The organism is Sphingobacterium kyonggiense, assembly GCF_039536825.1.
In the GTDB taxonomy this organism is placed as follows: domain Bacteria; phylum Bacteroidota; class Bacteroidia; order Sphingobacteriales; family Sphingobacteriaceae; genus Sphingobacterium; species Sphingobacterium kyonggiense.
This window is the reverse complement of sequence record NZ_BAAAZI010000009.1, coordinates 1-15,404: the sequence shown is the minus strand read 5'-3', so window position 1 is coordinate 15,404 and position 15,404 is coordinate 1. Positions and strand designations below refer to the sequence as shown.

Genomic DNA, 15,404 nt, shown 5'->3' with positions numbered 1-15,404 from the left:
AAAATTAATTTCTAAACCTTTGTCAATAGGAGCTCTTCAATACGATTATGGACTTTCTTTGACATTGGGCTGGTAATACTGTAGAAATAATCCACAACCTCCCCTTTTCGATTAATAAGGTATTTGTGGAAATTCCATAAAGGAACAGAATCAATCTGTCCATTCAATTTACTGTCTGAAAGATATTGATATAAAGGGTCTGTGAATTCACCTTTTACGTGAATTCTTTTAAATACAGGAAAGGAAACTTGTTGGCCAATACGGCAATAGGTTTCTAAGGTTCGACCCGTTAAAGGCTCTTGTTTTCTGAAGTCATTGGAAGGAAATGCTAAGATTTCAAAGCCCAATTCATTGTATTTACGATAAAGACGTTCTAAGGTTTTAAATTGCTTATTAAAGAAACATTTACTGGCTGTATTGACTACCAACACTACCTTTCCTTCAAAATCACGTAGGGATTTCTTTTGGCCATTAAACTCTAAAGCAGTAAAATCATAGATCGTTTTATTCATAAATTTGTGTTTTTATTGGTTTAACATCGGTCTTGAGCGTTCATATTCACGCAAAATACTTTCTATTTCATAGTCTTCCTGTGGATCATAGGTGCTTTTAAGGTTGTGTCCGAATAGTTTTGCAACTCCTTGATATAAAAAAGCTGATATATTACCTTTCATATCTTTAACAAGCTCATAACTGGTACTACCTGTTTGTCTTTCAATTAATTTAATCAAGATTTTTCCTTGAGAAACACTCAAGTTCTTCACCTCAGAGGTAATCTTATCCTTTATTTCTCTTTCACATTCTTTGATTAAGCGCTTCTCTTCTCGATTAGATGTTGCAACTGCTAGATCACGATCCAACTGCTCATATCTTCGCTGTGCATAAATTGCATAAGGCAATACTCGAATCACATTGCGCTTTAACCTTAAGTATTTCTGTCTTTCTTCTTCCGTCTTAAAGCGACGGATAGCAACAATGACCACTTCTTGAATAGGAAACCAAGGGACAATTTCACCGTTGTCCAATTTATCTGTAGCATAATGTTCTACCACCTCTCCTTTTCCTCCACCATACTGCGGTTTAATAAGCGTTTGGGCCTGTCCAATCCATGGCACAAGCATCCCTATCAAACACATCAAAATCCACTTTTTCATACTACCCTTGCAACCTTTTTTATTATTTCTCTATCGTTAAAAGTCAAAATATTTCCGTATATTTATACATTACACAAATTACTAAAAAACATTGGTTTTAGTACATTAAAATTAATAAATTATTTTAACATCAATTTAGTACTGAGGAAGTTTTATGGAAGAATACGTGATTGATATTGAGGCAGAAAACAAGGAAATCCGTAAAAGATATCGTGCATTATTAAGAGCATGTAAACCGACACTTCAAAAAGGTGATAAAGAACAGATCCGTAAAGCTTTCGATCTGGCACTCGAAAGTCACAAGGATATGCGCCGTAAATCAGGCGAACCATACATTTACCATCCTATTGCTGTAGCCCAGATTGCTGCAGAAGAAATCGGCTTAGGAACCACATCCATAGTCTGCGCATTGCTTCATGATGTCGTGGAAGATACTTCTGTGACCCTACAAGATATTGAGGAGCAATTCGGGAAGAAGGTTGTACGTATCATTGATGGATTAACGAAAATCTCTGGAATCTTTGATCCTAATAGCTCCATGCAAGCTGAGAACTTCCGTAAGATGCTTTTAACGCTTGCTGACGATGTTCGTGTTATCCTCATTAAACTAGCTGACCGTTTGCATAACATGCGAACAATGGAGTTTATGGCTCGCCATAAGCAATTAAAAATAGCGTCTGAAACCAGTTACCTGTATGCTCCCCTAGCCCATAGACTAGGATTATATGCTATCAAGTCAGAATTGGAAGATCTTTCCATGAAGTTCACTGACCCTGATACTTATAAATTTATTGCAAAGAAACTCAATGAAAAGAAAGCAGAACGTGAAAAGTTTATTGCTGACTTCATTGGTCCTATTAAAGAAATATTAGGTGCAGAAGGTATTACTGCCTCTGTATTCGGTAGACCAAAATCTATCCACTCTATTTGGAATAAGATGCGTAAGAAATCTATACCCTTTGAAGAGGTATACGATTTATTCGCTATCCGTATCATTATTGACACGGTGGATGAAAAGGAAAAAACAGAGTGTTGGAAAGTTTATTCTATCGTAACTGACCTTTACAGACCAAATCCGGACAGATTGCGTGATTGGGTATCATCACCCAAAGCAAATGGATACGAGTCCTTACACACTACTGTAATGGGACCTAGAGGACAATGGGTGGAGGTTCAGATCCGTACGAAACGAATGAATGAAATCGCAGAGAAAGGTTTTGCTGCACATTGGAAATACAAGGAGTCCAATTCTGATAATGGATTAGATCAATGGATTCAAAAAGTTAGGGATATCCTAAGCAATCCGGAGACCAATGCCATGGACTTTGTGGATGACTTCAAAATGAACCTCTTCTCTGATGAGATTTTCATTTTCACCCCGAAGGGTACTTTAGTGCAATTACCGAATGGCGCGACTGCACTGGACTTTGCGTTTGAAATCCATACAGATATTGGCGCAACATGCATTGGTGCTAAGGTTAATCACAAATTAGTTCCTTTAAGTCATGAACTAATGAATGGTGATCAGGTGGAAATTATTACCTCCAATAAGCAAACACCTAAGGAAGATTGGCTAAACTTCGTAGTTACGGCGAAAGCAAAATCTAAGATCAAGTCATCCTTAAAAGAGGAAAAACGTAAGGTAGCGGAGGATGGTAAGGAGATTCTGGAGAGAAAACTAAAATCACTTAAAATCACGTACAATACGGACAACATCAATAAAATAGCCAACTATTTTAAATTTCAGAGTTCACAAGATCTATTCTATAATGTAGCTAAAGGCAGCATTGACATTAAAAACCTAAGGGAATTTGTTGCCAATGAACGATCTGAAGATGCTAATCAGAACCAATTTCAATCGCATATTACGGGATTGGTGGAGAAAATCAATAAGAAAGAGGATACCATTTTAATTGGTGATGATGGGCAGAAAGTGGATTACACGCTTGCTCCTTGTTGTAATCCGATCCCTGGTGATGACATCTTTGGATTTTTAACTGTTAACGACGGCATCAAAATCCACCGTACGAGCTGTCCAAATGCTTCTAAATTGATGGCAAATTATGGCTACCGTATATTGAAAGCTCGTTGGGCGTCTCTACAAAACAACGTAGCATTTTTAACCGGATTAAAAATCGTGGGTATTGATGATGTCGGATTGGTAAATAAGATTACTACCGTTATCTCGCACGATTTCCATGTGAACATCCGTTCTCTTTCAATATCCAGTAATGAGGGTATATTTGAAGGTGATATCATGGTATTTGTGAATGATACTGCGCAATTGGACAATCTAATCCGCAACTTGAAACAGATCTCCGGTATCACTGGGGTTACCCGATATGAATCAGAGAACTAAAGACTTACAAGCAGCTGACAGAATTAAATAGTGAATGCCATTCTAAAATGGTAATTTTGAATCTTTAACCTTAAGGAATCATATGAAACAGGGCGAAAGTTACGAAACTGTTAAAAAGATTTTTGAAGCATACCTAGAAAACAAGAATCTAAGAAAAACTCCAGAACGCTACGCGATATTGGAAGAAATCTATTCTAGATCGGATCACTTCGATGTGGAATCCTTATATATCCATATGAAAAACAAGAAGTACCGCGTGAGTCGTGCTACGGTATACAATACCCTAGAGCTGCTGGTATCTTGTGATTTGGTTACCAAACATCAATTTGGGCGAAACATGGCTCAATTTGAGAAATCTTATGGTTATAAACAACACGATCATGTGATCTGTATTGAATGTAATAAAGTAGTTGAATTCTGTGATCCTCGCATTCACCAGATTCAATCTATGATTGGGGATTTGTTAAATTTTGACATTAAACACCATTCTCTAAATCTATACGGTATATGTGCCGATTGCAGAAAAAGCAAAATGGCCAGTGAATCCTCCGTTAAGGAAGAAGTTATTTCAAATTAATTTAACATTCGAAGGAATAATATATACCTTTGTTCGGCAAATGGCTATCCATCATATCCCTTTGCCGAACATTTATTTTTAATAGATAATCAAACAATAATTTTAACTATATAATTCAGTAAATACTATGCAAGTTGATGTGCTTTTGGGTTTACAGTGGGGTGACGAAGGTAAAGGAAAGATCGTTGATGTTTTTTGTCCAAAATACGATTTAATCGCTCGCTTCCAAGGAGGTCCAAATGCCGGACATACCTTAGAATTTGACAACAAAAAATTCGTATTAAACACCATTCCTTCTGGAATCTTTAATGAAGGAACACTAAACCTAATCGGTAACGGTGTGGTTATTGACCCAATCATCCTTAAGAGAGAATTAGATAACCTTAAAGCAGCTGGTTTCGACCCTGTTGGTAAGGGTAATTTGGTGATTGCTCGTAAAGCTCACTTAATTCTTCCAACCCATCAATTGCTAGATGCCGCTTCGGAATCCAATATGGGTGCTGGAAAAATCGGATCTACATTAAAAGGAATTGGCCCTACATACATGGATAAGACCGGTAGAAATGGCCTACGTGTGGGTGATACCACATTATCAGACTTCCAGGAACGTTATGAGAAATTAAAGCAAAAACACCTTTCTATGCTTTCTCATTACGGTGAAATCCCTGATTTCTCTGAAAAGGAAAAAGCATTCTTAGATGCTATTGAATTCTTAAAATCTATTCCTCACGTTGATTCAGAACACTTAGTTAACCAGTATTTGAAAGATGGTAAACGTGTTTTAGCTGAAGGTGCTCAAGGTACTTTATTAGATGTTGACTTTGGTTCTTATCCATTTGTAACTTCATCTAATACCACTACTGCTGGTGCTTGTACTGGTTTAGGTATTGCTCCTAATAAAATTGGACAAGTATATGGCATTTTCAAAGCTTACGCTACACGCGTTGGTGGAGGTCCTTTCCCAACCGAATTAGAAGATGAAACAGGCGAAAAATTACGTCAATTAGGTCATGAGTTTGGTGCTACTACTGGCCGTGCTCGTCGTACCGGATGGATTGATCTTCCTGCTTTAAAATATGCTATCATGATCAATGGTATTACCGAATTGATTATGATGAAAGCCGATGTTTTGGATACTTTTGATAAAATCTACGCATGTACGCACTATAATTACTTAGGTGAACAAATTGATTACATGCCTTACGAGATTATTACCAATAAACCAGAACCTGTTTATACGGAAATACAAGGTTGGAACCAAGATTTAACTGGTATTCAAAGTAAATCTGAAATCCCTACTGCTTTAGCTGATTACATTGCATTCTTAGAAAAAGAATTGAATGTGCCAATCAAATATCTATCTGTAGGACCTGACCGTAAGCAAACGATCGAATTATAGGCAAATGGCTAAAGCCAGCTTTCATACCGATACGTCTATCTTTCTAAAAAAAGCTTTACAATGGTCTAAAAGCTTCGATCAGGTTTGTCTATTCCATTCTAATGGTTTTCAAGACCATTATTCTGAAATACAGAGCCTTTTAGCCATTGATGCTAAAGATGAACTTATCGCGAATGTAGGTCAAGCATTTGCTCAAATAGAAGATTTTAAATCCCGATATCCTAATCATTGGATACCGGGATTTCTTAGTTACGACCTTAAGAACGAACTGGAAGATTTACAAAGTAAATTTCCTAATCCATTAGCATTTCCTGATGCTTACTTTTTCGTTCCGAAAACAACCATTAAATTTTTAGAAAAAGAAGTAATCATTGAATCTGATGATGATCCTCAGGAAATATTTGACCTTATCCAGTCAAACAATACATTGGAAGAAGAATTTTCTTATACTGGTCAAGTTAAACCTAAGATGGACAAGAAAGCATATTCAACGGCTTTCAACCAGATGATGGATCATATCAAGCGTGGTGACATCTATGAAGTCAATCTTTGTCAGGAATTTTATGATGCTGATGCAGAAATCTCAAATCTTGAAGCGCTGTTTCTACAATTAAACAAAATATCCCCTACTCCTTTTGCTTCGTTCTTTAAATGGCATAATAATTACATCTTAAGTGCCTCTCCTGAGCGTTTTTTGGCTAAGCGTGGACAGACCTTAATATCTCAACCCATTAAAGGAACAGCCAAACGAGGAAAAACTCCTGAAGAGGACCAAATCCTCAAAGAAAATCTCCGAAATAATCCTAAGGAGATATCAGAAAACATTATGATTGTTGACCTTGTGCGCAATGATCTTACCCGTAGTGCAATTCCTGGAACTGTAGAAGTAACTGAAAAGCTTGGTATTTACAGCTTTAAACATGTTCACCAGATGATCTCGACCATCACATGTCAGGCTTCAGAAAACTCAAAAGCCACAGATTTAATTAAAAACACCTTCCCTGCAGGATCTATGACTGGGGCGCCCAAATTATCAGCCATGCAAATGTGCGATCGATATGAGCATTCCAAGCGCGGCGTATATTCAGGAGCAATAGGCTACTTTGCACCCAATGGTGATTTTGATTTTAATGTGGTCATTCGTACCATATTATATAATGCAAAAGATAAATACTTATCCTTCAGTACCGGCGGTGCCATTACTATAGAAGCACAAGCAGAGTATGAATATCAAGAGTGTTTAACCAAAGCAAGTGCTATCCTTCAAGCACTTAGCAATTCTGTTGAATAAATCAACATCAATTACAAAGTTTTGTAATTATTTTCTCAATAAATCATTCAAATCATTAACATTTTTGTATTTTTGTAAGCAATTATAAGACTATGGTTTATTTTTAAACCACACAGCTATGTTATTAAATAAGTAAAGACTTAATGGGACGTCATATTTTACAAAGAGAACAAGCGATTACGTTTGTTAAGGAGACTTTTGCGGCTGGATTAAAGAAAGCCTTAAATCTTACCCCTGTATCCTCACCTATCGTGGTATTAGATGGTACAGGTATTAATGATGACCTAAATGGCATCGAAAGACCAGTAACTTTTCCTATAAAATCCTTAGATGATCAACGTGCAGTTGTTGTTCATTCTTTAGCTAAATGGAAGCGTATTCGTCTTCGTGAATTAGAAATGGAACCAGGCGAAGGAATATTGACCGACATGCGAGCTTTACGTCCTGACGAAGATTATTCGCCTATACATTCTATTTATGTGGACCAATGGGACTGGGAATGTTGCATCACTCAAGATCATAGAAACCTGACTTTCCTTAAAAAGACAGTAGAAGATATTTATGCTGTAATTTATGGGACTGAACAAGCTGTAGCTCAGCAATACCAGCATATTGAAGCTGTATTACCAGAAAATATCCACTTCATTTCTTCTGAAGAGTTGCTTTTAACTTATCCTGACCTTACACCTAAAGAGCGTGAAAATGCTATTGCGAAAGAATATGGTGCAGTATTTTTATATGGCATTGGCGGCAATCTCTCCAACGGTATGCCTCATGATGGTCGTGCTGCGGATTATGATGATTGGAGTACAGGCAACGAACGCGGTTACCGTGGATTAAATGGTGATATATTAGTGTGGAACCCTATCCTAAATGCTGCTTTTGAATTGTCCTCTATGGGAATTCGAGTAGACAAAAAGGCGCTAATGACACAATTGGAAATCAGAAATAGCCTGGACAGACAACAACTTACTTTCCACCAAATGTTATTAAACGATTTACTACCAGAATCAATTGGTGGTGGTATTGGACAATCTAGAATATGTATGTTTATGTTAAAACTTAAACATATCGGTGAAGTACAAGTAAGTATATGGGATCCTAAGCGTAAAGAAACCCTTTTAGACCAAGGTGTAGAACTACTTTAAAAAAAAGTATTCTAATAGATTGAAATACTACTAATAATTTTAGTAAATAAAATTATTAGTAGTATTTTTGTTTTATGAAGGAAGCTCAATTTGCTATTGTCGATATTGAAACTACAGGCTCATATGCTGCCGCGAGTCAGATTACCGAAGTAGCAATATTTATATTTGATGGAAAGGAGATAATTGAAGAATTCAGTACATTAATTAACCCCCTTCAGCCCATTCCCTTTCATATTCAAGCATTAACAGGCATCAATGATGAGATGGTTCAAGATGCTCCTACCTTTCCAGAGGTAGCAGAAAGAATATTCGATTTATTGCAAAATCGAATATTTGTAGCACACAATGTTCATTTTGATTATTCCTTTCTGTTGGCTTCGCTAAAGTCCGCCGGCTACGATTGGAAGGCACAACGACTGTGTACGGTTAGATTAGCCAGAAGAACCTTTAAAGGTTTACCTTCTTACAGCCTTGGAAAACTTTGTCAATCCTTAGGAATTACCTTAACCGATCGACATCGAGCTGCAGGTGATGCTCGAGCAACCGTTACCTTATTTCAGCGCATATACGAGAATGACACGGAGAATTTTATTAATAAAGCTATTCAGGCAAATGCCAAAGAGCAAAGACTTCCTACAAACATTCCAACTGAGGTCTTTGAATCTATTCCAGGAACAGCTGGTGTTTATATCTTTAAAAACTCGAGTGGTAAAATAATCTATGTAGGGAAAGCAATTAATATCAAGAAAAGAGTAATCTCTCATTTTACAGGCAATAACCAAGGATTACGAAGGCAAAACTTCATTAATGAAATTGCTGACATAGAATTTAGAGAATCAGGGACTGAATTGATGGCCCTTCTAATGGAATGTGATCTGATAAAAAAGCATTGGCCAATCTACAATCGCGCCCTTAAAAAATATGAAGCCAAATATGGTTTGATATCCTATGAGGATCAAAAAGGATATTTAAGGCTGTCCATTTGCCAGATTAGGAAACATGTGTACCCACATTATGCCTTCAATACGGTTCACGAATCTACCCAATTTCTTATGCGTCTGGTTAAACAACACGAATTAGATTACCGATTAATTAGTTTCTTCAACGCCGGCAACAGCACCAAAGAACGAACTGAAGCCATCAATCAATCAGAGCTTCCAGCTGTAGAATCCTACAATTCAAGAGCCAATCAAGCATTAGAAAATTTAATAAATTTCAAGCGATCCTATATCATCATTGATAGAGGAAGAAATACTTCAGAAAAAAGCTATATCTACTTCAAAGACAATAAAGTACATGCATTGGGTTTCATAGATAATGAAATGGAAATTCAAGATATCGAAGAAATAATTTGTCAAGAAAACTTAGTGATAAGTAATTATTACATGAACAATTTAGCCGATAATTACGCCCAAGCATTCCCTTCCAAAATCATGCATATTAAAGAAATTGCACTTTAAAGGATATTTTAATTGTTTTATTATTTAGGGTTATCTTTTAATCGAATACAAACACAACATTCACCTCTATCCTCCTAAAACAACCTTAACTGCGCTGATACCTTATCATTCTCTTTCTCATCTTTAAAATTAGATACCGTCAAGCCCAACAACCTAATTCTTTTATCTTGCAATTCTAGCTTATCCAATAAATCCAAACCTTGAAGTTCAATATCTTCTAATTTTTCAAAAGGATTAAGTAAAGTTTTACTTCGGGTAATTTGGGTAAAATCAGCGAATTTTATCTTTAGCGTAATGGTTTTCCCTTGTTTGTTTGCTCGTTCTATACGTTTGAACACCTTTTCAGCCAAGCGTATTAATTCTTCCTTAAGATCCTCCAATTCGAATAAATCCTTTTCAAAAGTGTCTTCAACACCAATTGATTTACTGATCCGATTGGGTCTTACAGGACGATCATCCTCACCACGAACGATGTAGAAAAAGAATTTACCCGATTTACCAAAGTGAAAGATGAGCTCCTGTTCGGTAAAGCGCTTTAGATCATGCCCTGTAAAGATCCCCATCTGATTCATTTTCTTAGCTGTAACTTTACCTACACCATGAAACTTTTCTACGGGGAGTTGATCCAGAAACTTGACAATTTTAGACGGTCCTATAAAGGTTAATCCGTCGGGTTTTTGCAAATCTGAAGCTATTTTAGCCACAAATTTATTGACAGATACACCAGCTGAAGCCGTTAGATTAAGTTCTTCACGAATGGCTACTTTGATTTGTTTAGCGATTTCAATTGCTGATCCTACCCCCAATTTATCTTCAGTAACGTCTAAATATGCTTCATCTAGGGATAAAGGTTCTATGATATCTGTATAGCGTTTAAAAATGCCTCGAATATGAATAGAAACTTCTTTATAAACATCAAATCTAGGGTATGTAAAAAGCAGATGCGGACATAGTTGTAATGCCATTCGAGAGGACATGGCGGATTTCACACCGTATTTACGGGCCTCATAGCTGGCCGTTGCCACGACACCACGCCCATCAGGCGAACCACCCACGGCAAGTGCCTTCCCACGAAACTCCGGAAAGTCTCTTTGCTCTACTGAAGCATAGAAGGCATCCATGTCGATGTGAATGATTTTCCGCATGTATCAAAGATAAGCATATACCATGAAGCAAAATAAAACATTTATCCCAAGCTTTAAAGACACATTTTTTCGTCAAAATTTGTGTTGCTTGTCCTTAACAAGCATTCATGCTCAATAAAATATAGTATCTTTGCAGCTAAATCATACATATTTAGAAAAATGAGCAAAGTTAAAGTTGGTTTGGTTCAAATGTCTTGTGTGAAAGATAAGCAAGCAAATCTGAACAAAGCAATCGTTAAAGTACGTGAAGCCGCTGCAAAAGGTGCGCAAATCGTATGTCTACAAGAACTTTTTACTTCCCTATATTTTTGCGATGTGGAAGACTATGATAACTTCGATTTAGCTGAAGCTATCCCAGGTCCATCTACCGATGCCTTATCTGCTGTAGCGAAAGAATTAGGTGTGGTGATTATCGCTTCTTTGTTTGAGAAGCGTGCGCAAGGTCTTTACCATAATACAACCGCAGTTTTGGATGCTGATGGAACTTATTTAGGTAAATACCGTAAAATGCACATTCCTGATGATCCTGCTTTTTATGAGAAATTCTATTTTACACCAGGTGATCTTGGATATAAAGTCTTCAAAACGAAATTTGGAACTATCGGTATCTTAATCTGTTGGGATCAATGGTATCCTGAAGCATCTCGTATTACAGCCTTGATGGGTGCTGAAATCATGTTCTATCCTACTGCTATTGGTTGGGCCACAGATCAAGATGAAGAAACAAATACCGATCAATACAATGCTTGGCAAACTATTCAACGTTCGCATGCCGTAGCAAATGGTGTACCGGTAGTATCGGTAAACCGCGTTGGATTCGAACAAGATGGTGCGATGAAATTCTGGGGTGGTAGCTTTGTGGCTAATGCACAAGGAAAATTACTTTATCTAGCTTCACATGATCAAGAAGAAGTGGAAGTTGTGGATATCGACTTAAACCAGTCTGATTATTTCCGTAAGCACTGGCCTTTCCTTCGAGATAGACGTATTGATACCTATGCGCCTATAATGAAACGCTTTATTGATGAAGATTAAATAAAATACCCTCGAGCAGTAGTCCAATAGACTGCTGCTCATTATATTAACTAGAATACCATTTATATTTAAGTAGGATTGTCTGAAAACTTCTCCAAAACCCAAAAATGAGACTTTCAGATAATCGTACGACGTTTTTAAGCTATGAATAACAATTCATCCCTTTACAATACAAACGAAACACCTAAGGCTCTTGGATTTAGATTTCCTGCGGAATGGGAACTTCAAGAAGCATTGTGGTTAAGTTGGCCACATAAAGAGGAATCTTGGCCTGGAAAATTAGAAACCATTTATGCCCCTTATTCACAGTTCATTAAAATTGTTGCCGATGATCAATTGGTGCGAATCAATGTGGCTGATGAGGAAATGAAAAACTTTGCTACAAAGCATATTGAAGCCGCTGGAGCAAATATGGAAAACATCAGTTTCCACATGAACCCAACTAACGATGCTTGGTGCCGTGATCACGGACCGGCATTCGTTATCAATGATCAAACAGGTGAAAAAGCAGTCGTTGACTGGGGATACAACGCCTGGGGTGGTAAATACCCCCCTTTTGACTTAGATGATGTAGTACCTACAAGAATTGCCAAAGAATTTAACCTAAAATTATTCACGCCTCCGATCGTTATGGAAGGTGGTTCAGTTGAATTCAATGGTAAAGGAACTGTACTTACAACAACCGCCTGTCTATTGAATGAAAATAGAAACCCCCATTTGACTAAAGAACAAATTGAGCAGTATTTATTGGACTATTATGGCCAAGACCAAGTTCTTTGGTTAGGTGATGGTATCATTGGAGATGACACGGATGGACATATTGATGATATCACTCGTTTTGTTACTGAAGACACCGTTTTAACGGTTGTTGAAGATGATCCAAACGATGAGAATCATCCAATTTTACAGGAAAATCTGGAATCTTTAAAAACCATGCGTTTATTGGATGGTAGACCATTGAAAATTGTAGAATTACCGATGCCAAAGCCTGTAATTTATGAAGATCAACAATTACCTGCTTCTTACGCAAATTTTTACATCGCAAATAAAACGGTCATTGTTCCGGTTTTCAACGATGCAAACGATGAACGTGCATTAGCTATTATTCAATCTTGCTTCCCTGACCGTAAGGTAATCGGCATTGACTCGGTCGATATCATCTGGGGATTAGGAAGTTTCCACTGTTTAAGTCAACAAGAACCAAAAATATAATTTAATTTATACGTATGAAGCCATTTTTTCGACTCCTACTCCTATCGTTAACGGTATTTTTCGGTATGCTGCATTTAAATGCTCAGGAACGTGATGACCGTGCCACTATTCTTAATTTTAAAGGGATACAATACAAATCCAAGGATTCTTTATTTTATACCAACTTTCGTTTTCGTATGCAGAACCGTCTAGGGTTTTCCAACGAACTGAATGGTGAGGACGATGGAAAGTTTGATGCTCGAATTCGTAGGCTTAGAATGCGTATGGATGGATATATTTATACGCCTAAAATCTCTTACTCGGTTCAGCTAGCATTCACTAGAAGTGATCAGGATTATGATGATACAGGTGTTCCAAATATTGTTCGAGACGCGGTGATGTTCTATAACTTTTCCGACGATTTCTATATTTCTTTTGGACAAAACAAACTACCAGGTAACCGTCAAAGGGTAAATTCATCCGGACAGTTGCAATTTGCTGATCGTTCATTAGTGAATTCTAACTTTACTGTTGACCGTGATTTTGGTATTTCCCTTAACTACAGCAAAGATTTAGGATCAGTTGCTTTTGGAGCTAAAGGTGCTATCTCAACAGGTGAAGGTCGACCAGCAAACTCCACGGATGATGGCCTTGCATATACTGGTCGCGTGGAATTCCTTCCACTTGGTAAATTCACCAATGAGAATGATTATCAAGAAGGCGATTTAGAGCGTGAAGAAACGCCTAAGTTGTCAATTGGTGGTGGATACTCCTACAACGACAGAACTACACGCGAGGGTGGCCAAACCGGTCGCTACGTCCAAAACCCAATGACATTGAAAACCAGTTTCGCAGATATGATTTTCAAGTATCAAGGTTTTGCTTACCAAGCTGAATATATGCGTCGTGATGTCGATAATCCATTAAACTGGACTGTTGAAGACGATCCACAAGAGACATCAGCCTATAAAGGATGGGGTGTTAACCAACAGGTCTCATACTTGATGGACATGGGATACGAAATTGCAGGTCGTTACACCTTGGTTCAACCGCATAAAGACATCCAAGATCTGGAAAGACAAACCGAAGTTATCGAGCTTGGTTTAACCAAATATATGAAAGCACACCGTTTAAAATTCCAATTAAACGCAAATTATACGTTTAAAGACGGACATTTCAACAATAACAACCAAAAAGCCATTTGGGGAGGAATTTTCCAAGTAGAACTTGGAATCTAATTCCTTAATCAAAAATATTTAAATAGGTCGGAAAATTTTCCGACCTTTTTATTTTTCAATATACCGAATCTTTTGAAAAATGGTCCTTTGAATGAGTTGATTTCTTAAGCCAACGATTATCCAACCAGGATCATTTAACTTGTAAGATCACCTTTACTTTTTTCCCTTTTATCCTTTCCACTATCTCATATCTAACAGTGTAGCGGTCTCATATCTCATATCTTTTTCAAGTGTCTTTTGTCTGTTGTTTCATTTGTCCGTTCCTGAAAATGGTTTACAAAATCCGAACAATTAAAACGTAAATTTAACGACATGAGTAAACCGACAAAAAAACGTAAAGGAGGGGTTGCCCCAGTTCACAGCGACACCCTGAAGATCCTTGTTGCCAGGGAATACCTAGAGGGTAAGCTAAGCCATTCCGAACTGGCCAGGAAGCACAATCTCAACAGCGAGGCAACATCTCGCTATTTCCTGAAGTGGTATGAGCAATGGGAAAGTGAGCTGGACCTTGAAGTTCCCACGGACGCTCCAGAACTCGACCTGTCCAACAAGAGCGAGCGCGAGCTTAGGGACGATCTGTTTGAGGCGAACCTGAAGATCACTGCCCTGGAGATGATGATCAAGAAGGCCGAGGAACTCTTTGGTACCGAGATCGGAAAAAAGTCTGGTGCCAAATCGTCCAAGAAATGAAGGTGAGCTTTGGGAATATCTCCCTTGAACGGCTCTGTGGACTATTTGGCAAAAAGCGACAATCCTTCTATAAAAAGACGGCCAGGGAGCAGGAGACCGAGGTTCGGAGCGGCTTGATATTGAAGCGCGTGGGCGAGATCCGCAAGGACTCCCACCGGATGGGCTGTATCAAACTGCGGAGCATCCTGCTTCGCGAGATGGGCGAATCCATGGTGGGCCTGGGAAGGGACTCCTTCTTTGCCCTGATGCGGGAGAACAATCTTTTGGTGAAGCCCAGGAAACGCTATGTGGTTACCACGCAGTCCCGGCACCGCTTCAAGAAATGGCCAGACCTGGTCCAACGCGGGCATCCCGACCGACCCGAACAGATCTGGGTAAGCGATATCACCTATGTGCGCATCAGGCATAGATGGGTCTACCTGTGCCTGATCACGGATGCCTACTCCAGGAAGATCGTCGGCTATAGGCTCACCCACAGGCCCACTGCGGAGGCCTGCATCGGTGCCCTGAGGATGGCCGTCAAAAACCGGATGTATCCCGATCACGACCTGATCCACCATTCGGACAGGGGTATCCAGTACTGCAGCACGGACTATGTCAAGGTACTGCAGGCCAAGGGTATAGCGATCAGCATGACCCAATCGGGAAGCCCGTACGACAATGCCGTGGCGGAAAGACTGAACGGGATACTGAAGGACGAATACCGGATATCGGAGA

Annotated in this window: 14 protein-coding genes; 11 read left to right on the top strand and 3 right to left on the bottom strand. The window is 38.4% G+C overall.

The genetic code is table 11. The features are described 5' to 3' along the window. Positions 1-11: 11 nt before the first annotated feature. Both ABD676_RS10775 and ABD676_RS10770 read right to left on the bottom strand, forming a co-directional pair. A complete protein-coding gene (locus ABD676_RS10775; RefSeq protein WP_344674679.1) occupies positions 12-512 on the bottom strand; it encodes a glutathione peroxidase in 501 nt (166 codons plus the stop codon). 12 nt (positions 513-524) lie between these two features. Next, entirely contained in the window at positions 525-1,154 is a 630-nt protein-coding gene (locus ABD676_RS10770) for a DUF4294 domain-containing protein (protein ID WP_344674678.1), read from the bottom strand. Between the two features lie 154 nt (positions 1,155-1,308). Here ABD676_RS10770 and ABD676_RS10765 point away from each other — a divergent pair, with 154 nt between their 5' ends. From ABD676_RS10765 to ABD676_RS10740, 6 genes are all read left to right on the top strand, one after another. Continuing rightward, the gene (locus tag ABD676_RS10765; protein WP_344674677.1) at positions 1,309-3,513 is read left to right on the top strand and encodes a RelA/SpoT family protein; all 2,205 of its coding nucleotides are present in this window, start codon (positions 1,309-1,311) and stop codon (positions 3,511-3,513) included. Between the two features lie 82 nt (positions 3,514-3,595). Next, positions 3,596-4,090 (top strand): Fur family transcriptional regulator, encoded by a 495-nt coding sequence (locus tag ABD676_RS10760; protein ID WP_344674676.1) that lies wholly within the window; start codon positions 3,596-3,598, stop codon positions 4,088-4,090. Between the two features lie 127 nt (positions 4,091-4,217). Beyond that, positions 4,218-5,489 (top strand): adenylosuccinate synthase, encoded by a 1,272-nt coding sequence (locus ABD676_RS10755; protein ID WP_344674675.1) that lies wholly within the window; start codon positions 4,218-4,220, stop codon positions 5,487-5,489. Positions 5,490-5,493: 4 nt separating this feature from the next. Beyond that, positions 5,494-6,780: an anthranilate synthase component I family protein gene (locus ABD676_RS10750; protein ID WP_344674674.1), complete on the top strand. Its 1,287-nt coding sequence runs from the start codon at positions 5,494-5,496 to the stop codon at positions 6,778-6,780. A gap of 143 nt (positions 6,781-6,923) precedes the next feature. Then, positions 6,924-7,928: an aspartate--ammonia ligase gene (gene asnA / locus ABD676_RS10745; protein WP_344674673.1), complete on the top strand. Its 1,005-nt coding sequence runs from the start codon at positions 6,924-6,926 to the stop codon at positions 7,926-7,928. 74 nt (positions 7,929-8,002) lie between these two features. Then, positions 8,003-9,388 carry an exonuclease domain-containing protein gene (locus ABD676_RS10740; RefSeq protein ID WP_344674672.1) on the top strand — a complete coding sequence of 462 codons (1,386 nt, stop codon included), beginning with the start codon at positions 8,003-8,005 and terminating at the stop codon, positions 9,386-9,388. A gap of 74 nt (positions 9,389-9,462) precedes the next feature. On the opposite strand, the gene dinB is transcribed toward ABD676_RS10740, so the two are convergent. After that, positions 9,463-10,533 carry a DNA polymerase IV gene (gene dinB, locus ABD676_RS10735; protein ID WP_344674671.1) on the bottom strand — a complete coding sequence of 357 codons (1,071 nt, stop codon included), beginning with the start codon at positions 10,531-10,533 and terminating at the stop codon, positions 9,463-9,465. Positions 10,534-10,692: 159 nt separating this feature from the next. Here dinB and ABD676_RS10730 point away from each other — a divergent pair, with 159 nt between their 5' ends. From ABD676_RS10730 to ABD676_RS10710, 5 genes are all read left to right on the top strand, one after another. Further along, positions 10,693-11,568 carry a carbon-nitrogen hydrolase gene (locus tag ABD676_RS10730; RefSeq protein WP_344674670.1) on the top strand — a complete coding sequence of 292 codons (876 nt, stop codon included), beginning with the start codon at positions 10,693-10,695 and terminating at the stop codon, positions 11,566-11,568. Between the two features lie 144 nt (positions 11,569-11,712). Further along, the gene (locus tag ABD676_RS10725; RefSeq protein ID WP_344674669.1) at positions 11,713-12,780 is read left to right on the top strand and encodes an agmatine deiminase family protein; all 1,068 of its coding nucleotides are present in this window, start codon (positions 11,713-11,715) and stop codon (positions 12,778-12,780) included. Between the two features lie 14 nt (positions 12,781-12,794). Next, entirely contained in the window at positions 12,795-13,997 is a 1,203-nt protein-coding gene (locus ABD676_RS10720) for a porin (RefSeq protein WP_344674668.1), read from the top strand. A 312-nt stretch (positions 13,998-14,309) separates the two neighbouring features. Beyond that, the gene (locus ABD676_RS10715) at positions 14,310-14,687 is read left to right on the top strand and encodes a transposase (protein WP_344674080.1); all 378 of its coding nucleotides are present in this window, start codon (positions 14,310-14,312) and stop codon (positions 14,685-14,687) included. Beyond that, a partial coding sequence (locus ABD676_RS10710; protein WP_344674667.1) for an IS3 family transposase occupies positions 14,684-15,404 on the top strand: 721 nt, incomplete at its 3' end. The genes ABD676_RS10715 and ABD676_RS10710, both read left to right, overlap by 4 nt.

What these genes read in the sequence shown, in the direction of transcription:
- ABD676_RS10775 (WP_344674679.1), bottom strand. Translation starts at nt 512, where the DNA reads ATGAATAAAACGATCTATGATTTTACTGCTTTAGAGTTTAATGGCCAA.
- ABD676_RS10770 (WP_344674678.1), bottom strand. Translation starts at nt 1,154, where the DNA reads ATGAAAAAGTGGATTTTGATGTGTTTGATAGGGATGCTTGTGCCATGG.
- ABD676_RS10765 (WP_344674677.1), top strand. Translation starts at nt 1,309, where the DNA reads ATGGAAGAATACGTGATTGATATTGAGGCAGAAAACAAGGAAATCCGT.
- ABD676_RS10760 (WP_344674676.1), top strand. Translation starts at nt 3,596, where the DNA reads ATGAAACAGGGCGAAAGTTACGAAACTGTTAAAAAGATTTTTGAAGCA.
- ABD676_RS10755 (WP_344674675.1), top strand. Translation starts at nt 4,218, where the DNA reads ATGCAAGTTGATGTGCTTTTGGGTTTACAGTGGGGTGACGAAGGTAAA.
- ABD676_RS10750 (WP_344674674.1), top strand. Translation starts at nt 5,494, where the DNA reads ATGGCTAAAGCCAGCTTTCATACCGATACGTCTATCTTTCTAAAAAAA.
- asnA (WP_344674673.1), top strand. Translation starts at nt 6,924, where the DNA reads ATGGGACGTCATATTTTACAAAGAGAACAAGCGATTACGTTTGTTAAG.
- ABD676_RS10740 (WP_344674672.1), top strand. Translation starts at nt 8,003, where the DNA reads ATGAAGGAAGCTCAATTTGCTATTGTCGATATTGAAACTACAGGCTCA.
- dinB (WP_344674671.1), bottom strand. Translation starts at nt 10,533, where the DNA reads ATGCGGAAAATCATTCACATCGACATGGATGCCTTCTATGCTTCAGTA.
- ABD676_RS10730 (WP_344674670.1), top strand. Translation starts at nt 10,693, where the DNA reads ATGAGCAAAGTTAAAGTTGGTTTGGTTCAAATGTCTTGTGTGAAAGAT.
- ABD676_RS10725 (WP_344674669.1), top strand. Translation starts at nt 11,713, where the DNA reads ATGAATAACAATTCATCCCTTTACAATACAAACGAAACACCTAAGGCT.
- ABD676_RS10720 (WP_344674668.1), top strand. Translation starts at nt 12,795, where the DNA reads ATGAAGCCATTTTTTCGACTCCTACTCCTATCGTTAACGGTATTTTTC.
- ABD676_RS10715 (WP_344674080.1), top strand. Translation starts at nt 14,310, where the DNA reads ATGAGTAAACCGACAAAAAAACGTAAAGGAGGGGTTGCCCCAGTTCAC.